Here is an 18,879-nt window from a genome sequence, read left to right on the forward strand (position 1 = left end):
TATCAAAATTAATCTTAATGTCAGTTACTGAAGGTTTGAACAATTAAAATTTATTAAGTTCTTCTAATAATGCATTAAGGAAAACTACGGTGACCAAACCCTCGGTGACCAAATGGTGACCATTTTGTGACTAAAATTGAAAAAGATGGGATTAATCAGTATAAAAATTTATCCAAACAATTAGTCATACTAATTTAATCTAATACTTCTAAATAACTCACTCTGCTGTAATGAAGCGCTACGTCTATCACCTTGATCGATTAACCAGTCTATGATTCTTAATAGCTTCTGTCCCGTTGCCAAATCTAAAGGATTGTCCCTTTCAGCGAAGAATTGTACCAAATCTGCTATACGGGCATATAAAGTGCTACCTTGCCAACCTATGAGCTTTGGTTTAGATATGACGGTTAAGAGTTGATCTGCAAAAATATCAGCAGGATAGTGATCTTTTGCGTACTCACATAGTTTGATAAAGTTTTGCATAACCGTTCCTATCCAGCCTGCCTCACGAACAAGCTTATCAATAATTGGTAGTATTAAGTGAATATCTGACCAGTCGCTATTTGCAAAACGTTTAGCACCTTTAAATGTGTCAATAGACGTAAACATTAACGACTCAAGTGTATTTTGTTTATATAAATCAAATCTATTAAGCTTATATCCATTTTGGTCAAACTCATCTTCTTGTAGGAATCGTTCTAAACAACGCTCTAAGATTATAATGACATCATTTGGCACTTCAGCTTCATCATAAAGATGACAACTTAAATAGCTTATTAAAGGCTGTATAAGCTCCCAACCTTCTTCAGTTTGTAAAGCTAATATAGGTTGTACAAACCTATCAAAAGTCTCACTGTAAGGTAATTTGCCACAGAATATGCTTATAGTGTTACCTAAAGCATCCATAAACTCGTAAAGGCTATTGCGATCGCCTCTAAAATCATATTCCTCTGCCCACGACGGTTCGATTAATTCAATAGTCCAAGCAAGTAAACTGTCAATAAAACTCAGAAACTCGGTATTAAATTCAGATTCTATAAGTTTCTTGGTAGGTAGCGTCTTCAAAACCTTTGCTAGAAAATTAGTATCCCATTGTTCCTCAGACCTTTCCCACTTTATAGCAACTAAAGATTTATCAAAATAGTAATTAGCAGAAGGTCTGTATTTTTCCTTTTCTAATTCTATCCAAGGACTGATGCACCTTGGAAGTTTCAAATATTGTTCCTCTGACTCATAATATTTATCAATAGTGGCTAGTAGGTTGAGCAACTTTTCATTTACTTTCTTTCTATCCTCTGAATTAAAAATTGCATATTTAAAATGGTTATAACAGAGTGAAATAGCAAGAAATATTGCAGAATAAGATAGTTTAGCGTCTATATCATATAATGAAGCACAACAGTTTAAAGCTAATAGGGATAGCTCATTAACTGGACTTACAATCAGACCTAGCAAATGATTTTTTGCATAATCCGCATCTACGTCATTCCTTATTTCAGCTACTAATGCATTACTAGCAAATAATTTTGGATGGAACATTAACTGGGCATCTGCTGTGCTACATTCATAAGAGTTAAAAGGTAAACTCATTACTTTATCAATAATTTCTCGAGCCCATTTTAAATCTGTATCTGTCAAACCTTCTCTAAAACACAGCGCCATAGTTGCTACAGCACTAATAGCATTCTGCTTCATACGCCTGTAAATAGCCTCATACTCCCACCCACCACAACTATCTTCAAACAGTTGCGAATCGTCATGTTCTTTTATATAACCTAGGGCAGATGGAATAGAATATCCTTCTACAATGGCACCTTGCAATAAGGATTTCTGAGACCAATAGGCTATATTATTAAAAATTAAGAAGTCTGAACTTTTCTTCTGCTCTGCTCTATTCTTGCTACTGTTTAAAGAAGGACTGTGATGCGAAATAGTTACTATATTTTTATTTTCAGTAGGTTGCACTGAATAGGTAGTTTCATCGGCATACTCAGCATAAAATCCAGCTCGTTCTAACAGTTTCTCAGTGACTTCTGTACTGCCAAATTGATCTTCAAAGTCATATGGTAGAGAGTTTTTGAATTCATTCAGCCTTACTTTTATTTCATCACTAAATTCCGAGAACATAAATGCGGTGAGTAAGCTTGATAAACAGGATTGGTAACCCGCTTTAGTATACATTTCCTTAATCTCACCTATGTCCTTTTTATGAGTAAGATGTTTACCTGCGTAGGATATCAAAGGTGCTGATGAACCACCTAGGTCTTGAGTATAACGATAATAATCTAAATCAAGCACTTTTTGATTCGTTACTAAAGGAAGTGTGCTTTTGCTAATGTGTTGTCGTTCCAGAGCAAGTACAGACACAATACTTAAAATAGCTACTGATTCGTGACCTTGTGTAATTCTTTGGATTAAAGCTTCTAAATCTACACCTGCCTCTAATTGCTCAAAACACCATTTCTCTAGGGTCATAAAAGCTGATGACAATATATCGTTTGCCCAGTATGCACGCGACCAAATATATTCTTTCTCATTACCCCAAAAAGTTTGAGCCCCCCAAGGAAAGTTTAACTCAATTGGAATAGGTGTCATTTTTTCATCAGATAATTGATGAAGCTGTTTCCAAGCTGCTATTGCATGGTTTGAGAGTTTTCTGATTAACTTTAAACCGATATCAGGCGCATATTTTAATAGTGAGTAAAAAGGTTCTTTAATTGGTGAGGAAGGATAGAAACCAATAAAGTCACTATTAAGAGCCAGACTCTTCCAGTCGCTATCAGTAACAGATTGGTTTGGAAATGGACTAAGAAATAAGGCCCTACGTTGAAGCATCTCTTTTTGTTTATCAGTTAGCTCATCATGTGGAATATTATTTAATTTCGTCCAATACTCTTGAGATCGTTGTTGCTCTTCACATTCTCGCGCGTACTTATCCAAAGGTAATTCACATAAAGCCTTTTTTAAGCAGAACTCTGCAATTAGATTAGAATGCTTTGTGGTTATAAGGCTAGATAATTGAATAATATGTTTAAACAATTCATTGGGTATCTCATCCAGGCTAAGTAGCCTAGTCAAATAGGTTTCAAAGAAAGTTGGATATGAACTGGCTGATAATATGATAAGGTTACGTAAAGCGTCTTTGAACTCTCGTATATCATCAATTAATTGCCAGTTATGGGTACTAGGATAATCTTTTAATTCTTCTAATTCAGAGAGCCAGCTTAAAGCTAGCTCTAATATCTTAGATGCAAATGCATTAATAACTTGTGGAGGATTTGAAGAATTTTCGAAATTGATGGTGAAATTTTGAAAAACAGTAAAGACATCGATAACTTTTGGGTATATATGTTCTGGCAACGAAGAAATATCTTCTAATATGAAACTAATAACTTGAAACCATAAGGTTAAGTCAGCGGGCCACGCAAGAGAGGTAGCAATCTTCATATCTTTAGAAGTAGCAAGTATCAATGGGTTTGGCTGAGTCTTCTCTGCTTGAAACCAGACCAAAAGCTTCTCATAGAGCGCGTAATCATTTTCAGCAAGCTTACCTCTAAATTGCTCATTGTATTTAGCTATGTTTGGATAACTAATTGCACCTAATAGCCATGCCCGCATCCACTGTGAACGGAGTGTTTTAAATTTTGGTTGCTCTATTTCTGTAGACCATTCATCGTCTTTAAGCTTTTGCTGAGATAATAACTCCACAACTCTAGCTATAGCAGGAGGTTGACCAAACGCTTCAATTTGATCAAGCCATTCATCCTCGGCTTCAAATAAACTGTACAACAATGACCACTCAAAGAAGATATCATGAGCGAAATCTACTGTCGATTTTCTGTCGTTAATTCTAATGACACCATCACTGTTTAATTCATCTAGTTCCAAGTTACTAGCAAGCGACCTTCTTTTGACAGATTGAGTAAGTTTTTTCACTTTATGCTCGGCTAAATCCAGCAAAGTGTTTTGTCTATCTATAATTTTCTGACTTGTGGCACTGTACCCGCCACGTTTCCACCATTCGTGAATTAAATCCAGCTCAGTTTCCGGTGAAGTATTATCTGATAGACTTAGTGTAGATAGAATTTTTGCAAAGAATGGTGTTCTCACAACATGCTTTACATTTTCAGAAGGACTAAAAAGTAGCCTTCTTAAATTCGGAAATTGCTTTGCAAGAATATTAGCTTCATTATCATCTAATTTATCAACCGTCACACTACCAATCGAAGCTTGCTTTAGAACAGAGCCTAGCCACGTTCTCAATGGCTCTAACCCTGTCTCACGTAAAGTAACGACTATCTTCCACTCTGTTAATAATGGATCGTTTAGAATTAGTGTTATTAGCTCTTCAATAATTGGTCTATGCTCACTATCAACACGATCAATACCGTCAATGAACAAAATAGGCGTGCCTGCCGATTCAATTTCAACGAGTAGCTCTTTTAAGCTATGTGTTGTCGATATCCCTGAACCTTGAGCATATTGAACCCAGTTTTTACCAATAAGTTGATCAGATTTAAAAAACAGAACAAATGAGTTAGCTAAATATTCCTCAATTACCTGACGTAGCAAGGCGGACTTACCCGTGCCAGGCATACCTGTTATCTGAATAAATCGTTTATTATCAATCTCATCTGTAAATTTAGATTTTAAATTAGTCCTATCTAGTATAAACCCATCAATATCACTTTGAATTTGATGGAGATAAGTATTTGTAAGCTCTTTTATGCTTAAAATTTGTTCCTCAAACGTTCTACCTTCTTTAAGTTGAACAACTTTACTTAATTCATGGACTAACCGAACTCTATCAAACTGTCCTGCTTTTCCAGCAGATTCTCTTCCTAACTCATAAATATGAGACCAAACCAATACGGGTGATATATGACTGTTTATCGGTAGTTGTGATCGAATGTGTTTTTCTGCAACATGAGTGCCAACTTCGCCATCATGTAGAAAGTCAAATCGAACAATGATGAAATGTTTTAGAAAATTGTGTTTTTGAGTAGGTGTTAATGGCGTTGAAGAGAACTCATCTAGTAGCTGATAAATGGTATTTCTAATTGATTGAATATTTGCACCAGCATTACCATTAGAGCTGAACCGCTGTTCAAAATGCTCAAAATCATTACTTTCAATGGCTATTTGACAAAGAAAGCCTAAATCACGAAATTTAGCTGAGGATATCTCACTAACCGCTACTCCATACTTATCTAAACCCTCATTAAAAGCAGAATCGTGATAACTGGTTAAGCTATCACGTATAACATCTCTAAAGTTTTTATTAGTGTCAGCAGAACTAATTGTTAGTTCACGTTTGATTTGCAAACTGGTCGTTCCAATTCGATCTGATGCGTCCCTCCATTTGACAATAACATCATCTAAAGGGTAGCCAAAGTCTCTTTGCTGACTAGCCACATTTACCACTATACCATCGCATCCAGGCGCACTTGATTCAGCTAATAACGCAGTTAAATAGTAAGCCATAACATGACCTTCATAGGTGAAACCATCACCACCTGCTAGTTCTGGGGACTGTGACATAAAGATTCCCTTCTATTATCAATAAAGATTTATAAACTCAAAATAGGTTTATCAATTAGCTTTACGTGATCACCTGTTTCAATCTAAATTAGATCAGGATTTACTATTTGCACGTATTTTAACACTCAGGTAGCATATAATTAGTCTCGACTTGAGCCAAGCCGTCGAATGGCCAAATCTATTTGATTCTCATTGCTATTATCAAATCATAAATTTATTAGAATCGAATTTCCTTAATATCAAAGGCATCAAAACTCTATTCTTATAACTATAGTAATTATAATAATATAAAATTTCTTCCCTTAAATTATAATTAAACCCTTTATCTAATGCTTATATCCTAGTTTTGGCAAAAAGCTTTTTATTAGCTGGCATGGTTGATATTGGTATTTAAATCTACTTATTCGTTGTTTAATATTGAACAGCGATAATACGAAATAATGCAACTAAATTAATCACGACCCACCGAGAATATGGCAATATCATCATTTAAAGTACACCAATTTGCTTTAAACTTAGTATAAATCTGGGCGTTTATTGCTATAGGAAGCTCCTCATCAAATATCGCAATGGCTAATTCAATATCCTCAAATGGCGCACTCTTAACTCGAAACCCAATACTAGAACCACAGTTTGAGCAAAAAGTTCTAGTAGTACCATTTTCTGCAACATAATCTTTTAATTTTTTACGCCCTGCTAGCCACTTTAAACCTTTCACGGGAACCAACGTACCAAACGCCGCGCCATGGAACTTGCGACACATTGAGCAATGACAATTGGCAACGTTATCACTAAAGCCTGTCACACTAAATTGAACCTGATTGCAAAGACATGAGCCTTGGTAAGTTTTCTGATTTTTTCGCTTGTTTTGACTATCATAATTTAGCAACCTGAACTTTATCTTTATAGAAAAAACGGTCAGTGGTTTTAGCCAATAGGATTAATAGCACAACAGCGAATGCCACCCTACCAACCAAAATCACCCAAATATCCGCGCCGAGTAATAGGATAAGCAATGTATCCTCAATCAATGAGTGCATAATGGACAAACAGCTTAACGACATAAACAAATCTCTTTTACTATAAGACACTTCCCTCACTTTTTGAATAATAAGCCCACCACCGTATGATAATCCTAGTAACAAACCTATAGTCGTCATTGGCGCAAGTTCGGGATTTTGACCTGTCAGACGTAAAAACGGCTCTAATCTGCGCGATAACCATCTGATAAACCCAATACGCTCTAGCACATCCATGACAAAGTTTAGTGCCGTCAGGATGGCAAAAATCATAACTATAAGCTCGGCAATGCTTTGTAACCAATGTAGCCAACTATCATCAGTTGAGGCTTCTGGTAACCAAGTGATGGTCACAGGGTCTTGCATTATATCGAAGAACTTAAATATAAAATTAGCACCAATACCATAGACAATCGCGGAAAATAGCCGTAATGCTCCTGTGAATAATGCACTTGCCCCTGCAACTTTTACTACGGCTTGCTCAACAGGTATTGCATGGGCAAATAGCATCGCTGAGCCAAGAATACTCAGTTGTCCAACAGTGAGTCCATCTGAGGGTAATAAGGTCGCTAGTACGCCAATACCGCCATAGATGTTGGTTAATATCGTCACTGCCCAAATAAGCCCTGCCTCCCCTGGCAAGCCCATAGCAGACAACGGTATCGCTAAGATGCGACTTAACCAATCAGCAACGCCCGTCAATACCATAATCCGTGAAATAAACATCATCGGTACAATAATCTTTAATAAAAACCATGTGGTAAGGAGTGACTTTTTCAGTAAGGCTAGGATGTACGGCATTTGGTTTGACCTTTGTTGTAAACTTAGTTAAGAAAATATAGCTTTCCAATAATTCAATTCACTATCTAGGAGACGCATTTGGAAAATAATAATTCAGTAAATGAGATTCAGGCTGTACAGGCTTGTTTAGATGATGCAGTTGCTTTTAGGGATATGATGCTAGAATTACAAAGTCTTCCAACTCATACGTCTAATTTAATTAGTCCTGGTTATCTCTCAGAATCAGCGATGTTTATTGTTGAAAGTTATGAGTGCTTAAAGAAAGTTACACCAGATATAGCAAATATATGTGACCCTACTTTAGTCAATGAATTAAGAATTATGAGACATCGTACTAAATTACTTGAATCTCAAAAAGACATAAAAAAGGTTATTAACATCCTATCAGAAATTGAGATTGAGCAGGTTAAGCAGTATAGAGGAGCCTATACAGGGTTTTTTGCTCCTATATTGGATTTAATGAGATCAGATATAGGTTTAACTAAATGTAACAAACATATAATCACAACAACGCATTCGACAATGTATTTTCTATCTCTTGATGTTATCAACAACCCTAAACACCTCATAGATTTATCGACTAAAATAGGTGAATATGTCGAAACGTTGGTGTAACTATCCCCTAAAATAACACAGCTCAAACGTAGAATTTCTTATAAAATACCCATAAGGAGTTTTAATATGAGCAAACGAATGACTGAGACCCAAATAGTATCCATTTTAAAAGAAGCAGAAGCAGGAATACCTGCTAAAGAGCTGTGCCGTAAGTACGGAATTGCTAATTCGACTTTCTATAAATGGCGTTCCAAGTATGGAGGCATGGAAGCCTCTGATGTTAAGCGACTAAAAGAGCTTGAAGAAGAAAACCGTAGGCTTAAACAGATGTATGCTGATTTAAGCCTCAAAGCGCAAATGCAGGAAGATATCATAAAAAAGCTATAGCGCCTGCTTGTGAGCGCAAAGTCTGGGCTCAAGAATTGCAGGCGCAGTATGGTGTCAGTATTGCATCGAGCTGTCAGGTGGTCTGTATGAGTCGAACCGCTTATTACTATAAGCCTAAGCTATCTGATGATAGTGAGATTATTGATGTCTTAAATGAACTAACAGATAAGCACAATCGTTGGGGTTTCCCAAAGTGTTTTAAGCGTATACGCAAGCTTGGCTATTCATGGAATCATAAACGAGTACACCGTGTTTATAAAGCTTTAAACTTAAACCTACGCCGTAAGTCTAAAAGACGGCTACCAACACGTAACCCCCAGCCGTTAAGTGTGCCAAACGCATTGGGTCATACTTGGTCTATGGACTTTATGAGCGATAAGCTGCACAATAATATTCGCTTTCGAACCTTTAATGTGATTGATGATTACAACCGCGAAATACTCGGCATTGATATTGGTACCAGCATTCCCTCACTCCGAGTGATTCGCTACCTTGACCAGTTAGCCGAGTGGCATGGTTATCCTAAGCAAATTCGTGTGGATAATGGTAGTGAGTTCACCTCTAAAGTGTTTACTGATTGGGCAACGGCTCACGGTATCTATATTGACTATATTGAGCCTGGCTGTCCTTATCAGAATGCTTATATTGAACGGTTTAATCGTAGTTACCGCAATGAGGTTTTGGATTGTTATTTATTCAATGATTTAAATGAAGTCAGTCAACTGACTGAGGAGTGGATCACGGTTTATAACACCGAAAGACCCCATGATTCACTTAATGATATGACACCTGCCCAGTATAGACAGGTGGCTTAATTATTCTACGATGATGTTGTGTTAAGAATGGGGTATTTACATTGGCTAGTCTAAATGGTTCTACACACGAACTATCCATTAGGAAAAACATATTCCTAGCAAATAGCGAATATAAAATGTTCGATGTTAAGTCAAAGAAAATTACTAAACTAAGCAAGTTCAGTGATGACAACAAGGAATATGCGAAAGCTCTTTTATTAATCCTTGCTCGACTAAACTTCACCAAGCTTGTTACATCGAGAGCTTTGCCTAAAAACAGTCATGCTTTACTCAGAACTAAATTTATTAACGTATTTCACGCAGTTTCTTCTTTAAATATTTTACAGGCTATAATCAGAAAACAAGGCTCATCAGAATTAGAGAATGCTTTTTTTAAAGCGGTGTGTGGCGAAGAAAATGTAAAGTGGATAAACAAACAGGCTTCATTACGTAATTTCTTAACCCATTATTTATTAGATAATAAACAACTAAAGAGAATGAAACCGTTATTTACTCGTGAAGATGCAATATATGTTTTAAGTGGAGGGGTTTCTATGGCGACTATAGAGCAAAGACTAGATATAGCTATAGAAAACATAACGACTCACATAGAAAGATTCTTCAATCTGGAAGAAGAGTCTTTTTGGCTCCATAAAGTCGATCCTTAATTATGAGCTGTAAACTTGACCTTGGGAGCGGTTTAGCCCCGATTGAAGCGGATATACTGGCGATTTAAGTAGGTTGTGATGGCTTGGTTTTGGCGTGGCATGGCGTTTAGCCAATTACACACCAAACCTTAGCCCTCGCCCTGCTTAAGACGACAGATAGTAGTGCAAAGCGAGATTGGCTACCAATATTATCTAATCTCTTGATTATACTTTAACCTTCATTTCCTATTTTCTATCTGCTTTTCCTCTAACTGCTTTCTCTCCTTCTATAACTTCTTTTTCCCCCACCCACCCTATCTAAATACGCCCGTAACCAAATCAAAAATGCTTTGGTGGTTGTGCCAACGTTTAATCGAATGTGCGTTTTAAACTTGCCACTGGGTGAGAAAAGATGTCCTGGGGCGACGTGCCAGCCATCGTCAACAGCGTCTTCGGCAAGTGTGGCACTGTCCACACCGACGTCTAACCATAAAAATAAGCTTAGCTCATTGATGCTTTTGTCTTTGTAGTGCTGATTGTCATAGTTAAAGTTTAGCTCGTTCAGCCAAACCACCAGTTGGCGGTGGGTTTGCCTAATGAGGCTTTGCATTTTGCGGATGTGCCGAGGGTAACTGCTGTCTTGCCACATGTTAGTAATGATACGCTCATTAAGCTCGGAGCAAGCGGTGATGGAGAGCATCTTTTGGCGTAGGATGTCCTCAAGTAAATGCTCTTGTAAATACCCCATTCTTAACACAACATCATCGTAGAATAATTAAGCCACCTGTCTATACTGGGCAGGTGTCATATCATTAAGTGAATCATGGGGTCTTTCGGTGTTATAAACCGTGATCCACTCCTCAGTCAGTTGACTGACTTCATTTAAATCATTGAATAAATAACAATCCAAAACCTCATTGCGGTAACTACGATTAAACCGTTCAATATAAGCATTCTGATAAGGACAGCCAGGCTCAATATAGTCAATATAGATACCGTGAGCCGTTGCCCAATCAGTAAACACTTTAGAGGTGAACTCACTACCATTATCCACACGAATTTGCTTAGGATAACCATGCCACTCGGCTAACTGGTCAAGGTAGCGAATCACTCGGAGTGAGGGAATGCTGGTACCAATATCAATGCCGAGTATTTCGCGGTTGTAATCATCAATCACATTAAAGGTTCGAAAGCGAATATTATTGTGCAGCTTATCGCTCATAAAGTCCATAGACCAAGTATGACCCAATGCGTTTGGCACACTTAACGGCTGGGGGTTACGTGTTGGTAGCCGTCTTTTAGACTTACGGCGTAGGTTTAAGTTTAAAGCTTTATAAACACGGTGTACTCGTTTATGATTCCATGAATAGCCAAGCTTGCGTATACGCTTAAAACACTTTGGGAAACCCCAACGATTGTGCTTATCTGTTAGTTCATTTAAGACATCAATAATCTCACTATCATCAGATAGCTTAGGCTTATAGTAATAAGCGGTTCGACTCATACAGACCACCTGACAGCTCGATGCAATACTGACACCATACTGCGCCTGCAATTCTTGAGCCCAGACTTTGCGCTCACAAGCAGGCGCTATAGCTTTTTTATGATATCTTCCTGCATTTGCGCTTTGAGGCTTAAATCAGCATACATCTGTTTAAGCCTACGGTTTTCTTCTTCAAGCTCTTTTAGTCGCTTAACATCAGAGGCTTCCATGCCTCCATACTTGGAACGCCATTTATAGAAAGTCGAATTAGCAATTCCGTACTTACGGCACAGCTCTTTAGCAGGTATTCCTGCTTCTGCTTCTTTTAAAATGGATACTATTTGGGTCTCAGTCATTCGTTTGCTCATATTAAAACTCCTTATGGGTATTTTATAAGAAATTCTACGTTTGAGCTGTGTTATTTTAGGGGATAGTTACACTCTGGACACACCATCATGCCGACACGCCAGTTGCCACCTAGAGATTTGGCAACACCATTGAGGTAAATGACCTGTTCAAATCCATCCAGCATAGCGAATGGGATAAGATGCTGTGAGTCCTGTGAGTCGCAAAGATGCCCTAGTACGTCGTCTTCAACGAGATAACAGGGTGTGTGACGATGACAGCCTATGGCGTCAGTGTGCTGATTTTTAATGTCATTGATGCTTTGGGCGTGTTGTTTGAGTAGGGATAAGACTTTGTACATATTGTTGGCACTAAAGCTAAACCCTGTTGGGTTGTGTAGTCGACTATTGGTGATGTATAGCTTGGGCTGATAAGTGGCAAGGCAATGCTCAAATAGGGTTAAATCGATGCCATCGGCTTGTCTGGGTATGCCTATGACATTGATGCCCATTTGCTGAGCACAGCCGATTATCCAGTACCAGCCTGGGTCGTCAACGAGTATGGTGTCCCCTGCTTTGCATAGGGTTTTTAGTAATAATTCAGTGGCATGCGACACGCCAGCAGTGGTGATGATTTGATTAGCCGTGGCGGTAATGTTTTGACTGGCTAGCTGGATGGCGAAGTGCTCACGTAAGCCATGATAACCTTGCAGATGCCCGTAACCGAAGATGAATTGGTTAACTTGGCGGATGACTTGACGGCTACATTTACCGACCACTTGTGCGTCAGGCAACCAGTCGTCTTTGAGCAGTCCGCCCCCTGATGCTCGGTTACTGGGTAGATCGTGAAATAAGTGCCCCATCATCCAACTGGTGTCTAGGACTTGCTGGTGAATAATGGGCTGTGGCATTGGTGTGGATGCTGTGTGTTCTTGATTGGATTGATTGATTGCATTGGATGGATTATAGGAATCGTTTCGTTCTTTATTTCTGTGGCTATTTGATGGCGTATTAGTGATAGATTGCACTAGAAATCCTACACCTTGCATAGAGGTGATATGCCCTGATGCGACCAGTCTGTCGTAGGCTTGCGAGACGGTGTAAGTTGAGACATCACTTTGCTTTGCCATCACTCGAATCGAGGGGATAAGCTGATTGGGCTGATAACGTCCTGTTTCAATGTTTTCTATGATGGTATTGATGAGGGTATCGGTTTTATTGATTTTTATCATTGTGATTGGTTCTGCTGTCTTGGTTATTGATGTCATTATTTAAACTGTACAGTAGCAAAAAATCACCTGTACAGTGAGATTAAAAAAGGAAGGTGCTGTGTAGGGTCTGTCATGGTTTTTGGTCGTATAGTGTTTGTCAGTATTAAACATACAAATAAGCACTGGCAAGATAAGGGGAATAACAATGACCATTAAAGAACAACTCTTGGCACTGGCTGTCGTTTTGGTATGGGGATTTAATTTTGTCATTATCCGTTGGGGATTAGAAGACCTGCATACGATGACGTTTATCATGCTACGGTTTTTGTTTACCGCTATCCCGATGGTGTTTATTATTAAAAAGCCTGACGTACCTATGCGTTATGTTGCATTATATGGTCTGATATTAGGGCTTGGCGTGTGGGGGTTGGCATACTTTGCTATTGCTCAGGGCATGCCATCTGGCATGTCGTCTTTAATCTTACAAACCAGCCCTTTTTTAACCGTACTGGTTGCTTTGGTGTTTTTTAAAGAGCATTTAACGCCTAGGCAAATTGTTGGTGTGATGATTGCGATGCTTGGATTACTCGTTATCTTTATGTTTAAGTCAGACAACATTAGCTTGACGGGCTTACTGATTACGCTTTTGGCTTCGGTGTTTATGACGCTCAGTAATGTCGTTATAAAAATAACCAAACCTAAAAATGTGGTGAGCTTTACCGTGTGGGCAAGCCTGTTTGTCCCCCTACCTATCCTAATTATGTCGCTTATATATGCTGGCATGACAGACACGCCAATCTATACGTATCTACAGTTGCCAAGCTTGAAAAGTTGGGGTGTGATTTTATTTCAGTCATTGGTCATAACGGTGGCAGGATATTCTATCTTTGCAATGCTAATTACTAAACACGGACTGGCGATTACCACCCCTTATACATTGTTGATACCGATTGCGGGTCTGTTTTTTGGTTGGCTCATTTATGATGAGGTGTTGTCACCTGTGGAGATAATGGGATCTGTATTAATATTGGTTGGATTGGTCGTGTTGACGGTGAGGTTGCCAGTGCGAGGTAAGAATAAAAATCTTGTAGAAATGAAAAAATGCTAATATCGTTAAACCCATCTAACCACTGGAAATAGTATGAAACTAAAAATAGACTTTATCGACGCATTCACTGACACCGTATTCAAAGGTAATTCGGCTGGCGTGGTTGTTTTAAAAGATACCAATGGTCAAAGTCAAAAACAGGACAGTGAGTCAGGCTGGCTAGATACCGATTTAATGCAGTCCATTGCAACCCAAAATAATCTTTCAGAAACCGCTTTTTTGGTTTGTAAGAATCATTCTGACAAGTCAGCATACACAGAAACCACACCTTTATATCATATCCGCTGGTTTTCAACGCTTATGGAGGTTGATTTTTGTGGTCATGCAACATTGGCATCAGCGTTTGTGCTGTTTGATAAGGATAATGATTTAGCTGAGGTGCAGTTTTATGCGGATGCTGTCGGTGTATTGACTGTGACTAAGCGTAATGATGGCAAAATACAGATGGATTTTCCAAATCAGAAACCCAAGCGGATAATGGACTTACCAAAAGCGTTAGTAGATGGGTTGTCTATTAAGCCTGTTGAAGTTTATCAAAATCAAAAAGCTTATTTCGTAATATACGAACAGGTGTCTGATGTCTTAAAAGCCGAGCAAGACAAAAAATTATTGGCAGAATTAGCACCTCATGGTGTGGCAGTCACCAGTCAGGCTCAAACATCATGTAACAGTAATTGATGATATTGCTAAGTCAGTAAATAGAGAATATATACAATTAGGCTGGAATTATTTGGGCATAGACACCTCCCCTGCACCCTCAAAGGACTGTGCGTCAATGGTCGATGTTTATAAGCTGTTAGACGTTCCCTATTTTGGTGCATCGGGTACGGTTGAAGCATCAAGTCTGTTGACACGAATATTTAAGTCAATGACTGGGATTGATGCCGTTGGATTCTCAGGTTTAATGCTGGCAGTGACTGAAGACATAGGATTGGCACAAGGTACGATTAATGGCGATTTCGATATCAGGTCATTATTGACTTATAGCGCGGTTTGCGGCATTGGTCTTGATACCGTACCGATTGCAGGTGATACACCAAACGATAAACTGTGCGCGTTAATACGTGATACAGGAACGATGGCATTCCGTTTGAATAAACCTTTAACCGTCCGTGTCTTTCCTGTGCCAAACTTAACTGCTAGCAAAATAACCGCGTTTGAGAGTGATGACTTGTGCAATTGTGTGGTAATGGCGGTGCCTTAATAGACTTAAAGTAAAGTAAATTTAAACTTCCTTATAAATAGTAATTTTAACTTAGTTTTTATTACGGATTACTTTATTGAATAGCATTGCAACTTCTTACTAAACCATCGATTATATTTATCCTCTTTAATAGCTAGAATACATCCTTTTTATTTATTCTAGCTACTCCCACCCTTTTTTAATCTCTAAAAATTCATTCTCAGCTATCGGTTTTTTGATGACCGAGGTACTAATGCGGGCAATTTTTAGGATATCCACTAAATAATCATCACCGTGCGTGTTTTTAACCGCTAGCGGGATAACCTCGTTTACGAGTGATTATTTGTGCGGTTATTGCAGTGCATTAAAGGTAAATCGAGGCTACTTTTCAGGGTCTATACCCATGTTCCTTAAAAGTATACATGCCTGCGTTAAACCATTGTCACAAGATTGACCAAGCCATAATATGGCAGACGTAGTATTTACTGGCTGATTGATGCCTTTATAATTAATTACACCAAGTTTGTACTGGGAATATTTATCTCCTGCTTCTGCCTCTTCTCTATATGCTTGTATTAATTTTTGAGAATCTGCAACCCCTTTATTTCTAAACGCAAGCAACTCTAAAGATAGCTGCGCATTAACGTCGTTTTGATAGGCCGCTTTTCTCCACCATTCAATAGCTTCACTTTCATTCTGTTCTACGCCCATACCATTTTTATACATATTCCCAAGTGCATTTTGAGCAGGAGCATAATTTTGATTCGCTGATTTGGTCAAAAATTCGAAAGCTATCTTATAACGTTCTTCAGGATTGATATTTGCTACCGCATCTCTATTGCCATTAAGATATACAATGCCTACATTATACTGACCTTTCATAGACCCAGCGTCGGCAGCTTTCTGATACCAATAAAAGGCTTTGTCTAAATCTCGCTCGGTACCCATTGCAAACTCATACATTGCACCAACTTTATTAAGTGCAGGTAAGTGATTAAGTTGTGCCGCCTTCAATACCGCATCAAAACCTTTCTCCTCACTTTCTTCTACCCCCAAGCCATTGTAATACATGAATGCTAACTGATAATAGTCTGCACCTGTCATGGGTTCTCCATCATATCTCAGCTCAACTTCTACATTTTTTGTATCATCTGCATGACCTAATAAAGGTAAAGTTAAAATTAATGGTATTAACATTAATTGACTAACGCACAGTTTTTTGGAGATCGATTTTAAGAATGTCATATTTATTACTTATAAATTAATAAATGAAAGAGTTTCTGAGTTTACATTATGCTCTTTTTATATATTAAAATGTCGAAAACCTCACTATCGGAGCGATTTAGGCTTACTACCGTAGTCTTGCCTTACAACGCCGTATCGTGACAATAGCAACATATCTGGACCTCTTAGAGTGACATATAAGTGCAAAATAAAAATCCATTTTAGGCATTTTTACTTGCAAAGCTAAAACTTCTATAGAGTTTTTTAACATTTTTCATTATTTTCACCACTACCCTAGTCATTTTGTAATCGTTAATTTAAGGGTTCAAATATTAAAATATCATGCCTACCTAGTATCTTAGCAAAAGCACAACAGAGAAATTTAAAGTGTTAGAGCCTAAAAGACTAGTAAAAAAGAGGCTTAAAAGAACAATCAATGAAACCATTTTCTAGAAAGAAAGTCTAAGCTATCGTTTGACGACCAATGCCACAGATGCCACCGTAATCAGCCCACCGCCTAGCCAGCCCAACACACCTATCTGCTCATTAAGTAATAATACAGCGAACAGCGCACCAAATACTGGCTCGCTACCCATAAGCAAAGACGCACGGCTGGGCGAACCTATTTTTACTGCCCAATTTTGAACAAAAAAGGCAAAAATGGTGCAAAAAATGACAAGATAAAGTGTCGGCAGCCAAAAAGCACTTTGGTTAGGTAGATCAATCACACCATTTGAATAAATTTGAGTAATTAAGAATGAAAACAAACAGCCTATAAAAACCATAATAGATTGGACCGCAGTCAGTGCGAGCGATGAGATAGGTTGTTTTGTTTTGCTAGTTTCTCTATCTAACACCTCTAACGGCTGGTTATCAACCAGTTTCTTAGTCATCGTCACCATGACAGCGCGGGCAAGCGCGGCACATAATATAAGCCCGTCCCCTAGATTCAACAACATAGAGGATGCGTTTACTGAGTCTTGGGCATCCATTGTTAGTAAATAAGTACCAAACAATGATAACAAGGCGCATACGAAGACACGGTTGTGTGGGCGATTTTTCAGGACCGCCCATTCCATAAAGGGGGTCATAATAAGGCACAAACTTATCAAAAACGCTGCGTTGGCGGCGGTAGTATAAAACAAACCATAAGTTTCAAATAAGAAAATCGTGAGTAAGATGGCACCAAGAGGGAGACCAGCGGCAATTGTTTGTTTTAATTGTGCAGGGTTACGTCGATAAGTGCTGATTAATATAGGAAAGAGTATCAAACTGGTTAACCCAAAGCGTATCGCTAAAAAGCCAAGTACAGGGTAAAACTGTAGGCTAATTTTTGCCATACCATAGCTTGAGCCCCAGATGGCAGCGACGAGTATTAAACAGATATCTGACAGCAGTAAGAGCTGTCTATTATTCAATTGAAAAGAGATGCTTTGACTCATTTGGATTTATCCTATCGGTTCATCTACCTTCCAAAGTGTATCTACCCGTCAGCCTGCATTAAATGATTATTTCGGCAAAACTGTTTTTCCAAATGCGCTTCTTATACTATTTAATAACAACTTATAATATAAATTTACTTTGACTTGGTTTATTTTATTTTTATTAAATCGGGTATTGGGTTTGGATAATTATCAATGAATAAGACGACTTTGCACGGTTTGCTATTAAATATGGCAATTTTTGAGACAGTAGCCGATTTAGGCAGCTTTAGTGCCGCAGCAGAGGCGCTGCAAATGACGCCATCCTCAGTGAGCAAACGTATCACTCAACTGGAGGATACGCTTGGCACAAGGTTGATTGAGCGCACCACACGAAGTATGCGCCTGACGGGTACAGGAGGGAGTTTTTTAACGTATTGCCAAAATATGCTTAAGGAAGCCAACGCTGCGGTTGAGGTTGCCAATCAATCCTTGGAGGTGCTGGCAGGTGATGTGTCTATAGGCGTACCCAAAAGCTTTGCCAGTCATGTGATGGGTGGTTTATTAGTAGCGTTTTTAAAGCAGTATCCAGATATTCGTTTAAAGGCGGTTATTACGGATAATTCAATAGATTTGTTACGTGATAATGTAGACTGCGCCATAGAGATAAGCGAGTCGCCACCTGATTATTTGATTGCAAAGCCACTGCGAGAAGTGCGGCAAGTATTATGTGCGACACCTCAATATTTAGCATCACACCCGTATCCTATTAAGCATCCTTTAGACTTAAAACATCATGATTGTATTTATTTAGGTGAGACGCCCGATGACAATCAATGGCGGTTTTTAAATATCAATGATAAGACTCTAGAACCGATAACCGTCACCGTTAGTGGTCGCTACGCAGTAAATCATACAGGCATGCGCTTAGAGGGTGTGGTCAATCATTTGGGTGTGGGCTGCTTTCCTGATTTTGTCGTCACAGAGGCATTGAGTAGCGGTACGGTCGTTGAGGTTTTGCCTGATTGGCAATTAAAGTCAAAATATGAAGGGGTTGCATGGTTGACCTATTTACCCAATAAATTCCGCCCGTTACGACTGCAAGTTTTGATTGAGTTTTTGCAAGACTAAGATGTCTTAATCTCTATGTACGGAAATACG

Annotated in this window: 15 protein-coding genes; 7 read left to right on the top strand and 8 right to left on the bottom strand. The window is 38.6% G+C overall.

Features of this window, described 5'->3' with window-relative positions:
- Window positions 1-189: 189 nt before the first annotated feature.
- The 3 genes from A6J60_RS02165 to A6J60_RS02175 form a co-directional block, all read right to left on the bottom strand.
- Complete coding sequence (locus tag A6J60_RS02165; protein ID WP_096064541.1) at window positions 190-5,541, bottom strand: AAA family ATPase; 5,352 nt, start codon at window positions 5,539-5,541, stop codon at window positions 190-192.
- Window positions 5,542-5,992: 451 nt separating this feature from the next.
- Window positions 5,993-6,346, bottom strand: a complete 354-nt coding sequence (locus tag A6J60_RS02170; protein WP_264755586.1) for a GFA family protein — start codon at window positions 6,344-6,346, stop codon at window positions 5,993-5,995.
- A 70-nt stretch (window positions 6,347-6,416) separates the two neighbouring features.
- A complete protein-coding gene (locus A6J60_RS02175; RefSeq protein WP_096064542.1) occupies window positions 6,417-7,361 on the bottom strand; it encodes a hypothetical protein in 945 nt (314 codons plus the stop codon).
- 78 nt (window positions 7,362-7,439) lie between these two features.
- Between A6J60_RS02175 and A6J60_RS02180 the strand changes: the two genes are divergently transcribed.
- The 3 genes from A6J60_RS02180 to A6J60_RS02190 all read left to right on the top strand — a co-directional run bounded on the left by A6J60_RS02180 (window position 7,440) and on the right by A6J60_RS02190 (window position 9,765).
- Window positions 7,440-7,976, top strand: a complete 537-nt coding sequence (locus A6J60_RS02180) for a hypothetical protein (RefSeq protein ID WP_096064543.1) — start codon at window positions 7,440-7,442, stop codon at window positions 7,974-7,976.
- 66 nt (window positions 7,977-8,042) lie between these two features.
- A protein-coding gene (locus A6J60_RS02185) for an IS3 family transposase (RefSeq protein ID WP_413772355.1) occupies window positions 8,043-9,118 on the top strand; the annotation gives its coding sequence in 2 pieces (ribosomal slippage) (window positions 8,043-8,298 and window positions 8,298-9,118; 1,077 coding nt in all).
- Window positions 9,119-9,234: 116 nt separating this feature from the next.
- Window positions 9,235-9,765, top strand: a complete 531-nt coding sequence (locus tag A6J60_RS02190) for a hypothetical protein (protein ID WP_096064544.1) — start codon at window positions 9,235-9,237, stop codon at window positions 9,763-9,765.
- Between the two features lie 247 nt (window positions 9,766-10,012).
- Here the strand turns inward: A6J60_RS02190 and A6J60_RS02195 are convergent, their stop codons facing one another.
- The 3 genes from A6J60_RS02195 to A6J60_RS02205 all read right to left on the bottom strand — a co-directional run bounded on the left by A6J60_RS02195 (window position 10,013) and on the right by A6J60_RS02205 (window position 12,803).
- Window positions 10,013-10,492: a hypothetical protein gene (locus A6J60_RS02195; protein WP_096064545.1), complete on the bottom strand. Its 480-nt coding sequence runs from the start codon at window positions 10,490-10,492 to the stop codon at window positions 10,013-10,015.
- Window positions 10,493-10,519: 27 nt separating this feature from the next.
- Window positions 10,520-11,595, bottom strand: a protein-coding gene (locus A6J60_RS02200; protein ID WP_413772355.1) for an IS3 family transposase whose coding sequence is annotated in 2 segments (ribosomal slippage) — window positions 10,520-11,340 and window positions 11,340-11,595 — 1,077 coding nt in all. Because the reading frame shifts where the segments join, the coding sequence is not laid out codon by codon here.
- Between the two features lie 50 nt (window positions 11,596-11,645).
- Window positions 11,646-12,803 carry a PLP-dependent aminotransferase family protein gene (locus tag A6J60_RS02205; RefSeq protein ID WP_193778006.1) on the bottom strand — a complete coding sequence of 386 codons (1,158 nt, stop codon included), beginning with the start codon at window positions 12,801-12,803 and terminating at the stop codon, window positions 11,646-11,648.
- Window positions 12,804-12,987: 184 nt separating this feature from the next.
- Between A6J60_RS02205 and A6J60_RS02210 the strand changes: the two genes are divergently transcribed.
- Genes A6J60_RS02210 through A6J60_RS02220 form a run of 3 tightly spaced genes read left to right on the top strand, consistent with a single transcriptional unit; the run spans window position 12,988 to window position 15,094 of the window.
- Window positions 12,988-13,890 carry an EamA family transporter gene (locus A6J60_RS02210; protein ID WP_096064547.1) on the top strand — a complete coding sequence of 301 codons (903 nt, stop codon included), beginning with the start codon at window positions 12,988-12,990 and terminating at the stop codon, window positions 13,888-13,890.
- 33 nt (window positions 13,891-13,923) lie between these two features.
- Window positions 13,924-14,568: a PhzF family phenazine biosynthesis protein gene (locus tag A6J60_RS02215; protein WP_096064548.1), complete on the top strand. Its 645-nt coding sequence runs from the start codon at window positions 13,924-13,926 to the stop codon at window positions 14,566-14,568.
- Complete coding sequence (locus A6J60_RS02220) at window positions 14,519-15,094, top strand: DUF711 family protein (protein WP_096064549.1); 576 nt, start codon at window positions 14,519-14,521, stop codon at window positions 15,092-15,094. The genes A6J60_RS02215 and A6J60_RS02220 overlap by 50 nt, the downstream gene beginning before the upstream one ends.
- Window positions 15,095-15,454: 360 nt before the next feature.
- Here the strand turns inward: A6J60_RS02220 and A6J60_RS02225 are convergent, their stop codons facing one another.
- Both A6J60_RS02225 and A6J60_RS02230 read right to left on the bottom strand, forming a co-directional pair.
- A complete protein-coding gene (locus tag A6J60_RS02225) occupies window positions 15,455-16,318 on the bottom strand; it encodes a tetratricopeptide repeat protein (RefSeq protein ID WP_096064550.1) in 864 nt (287 codons plus the stop codon).
- Between the two features lie 446 nt (window positions 16,319-16,764).
- Window positions 16,765-17,739 (bottom strand): DMT family transporter, encoded by a 975-nt coding sequence (locus A6J60_RS02230; protein ID WP_096064551.1) that lies wholly within the window; start codon window positions 17,737-17,739, stop codon window positions 16,765-16,767.
- Between the two features lie 195 nt (window positions 17,740-17,934).
- Between A6J60_RS02230 and A6J60_RS02235 the strand changes: the two genes are divergently transcribed.
- Window positions 17,935-18,849, top strand: a complete 915-nt coding sequence (locus A6J60_RS02235; protein WP_096064552.1) for a LysR family transcriptional regulator — start codon at window positions 17,935-17,937, stop codon at window positions 18,847-18,849.
- Window positions 18,850-18,879: the final 30 nt, after the last annotated feature.

The sequence above is a fragment of the Psychrobacter sp. FDAARGOS_221 genome, assembly GCF_002313155.2.
Taxonomy (GTDB): Bacteria; Pseudomonadota; Gammaproteobacteria; order Pseudomonadales; family Moraxellaceae; genus Psychrobacter.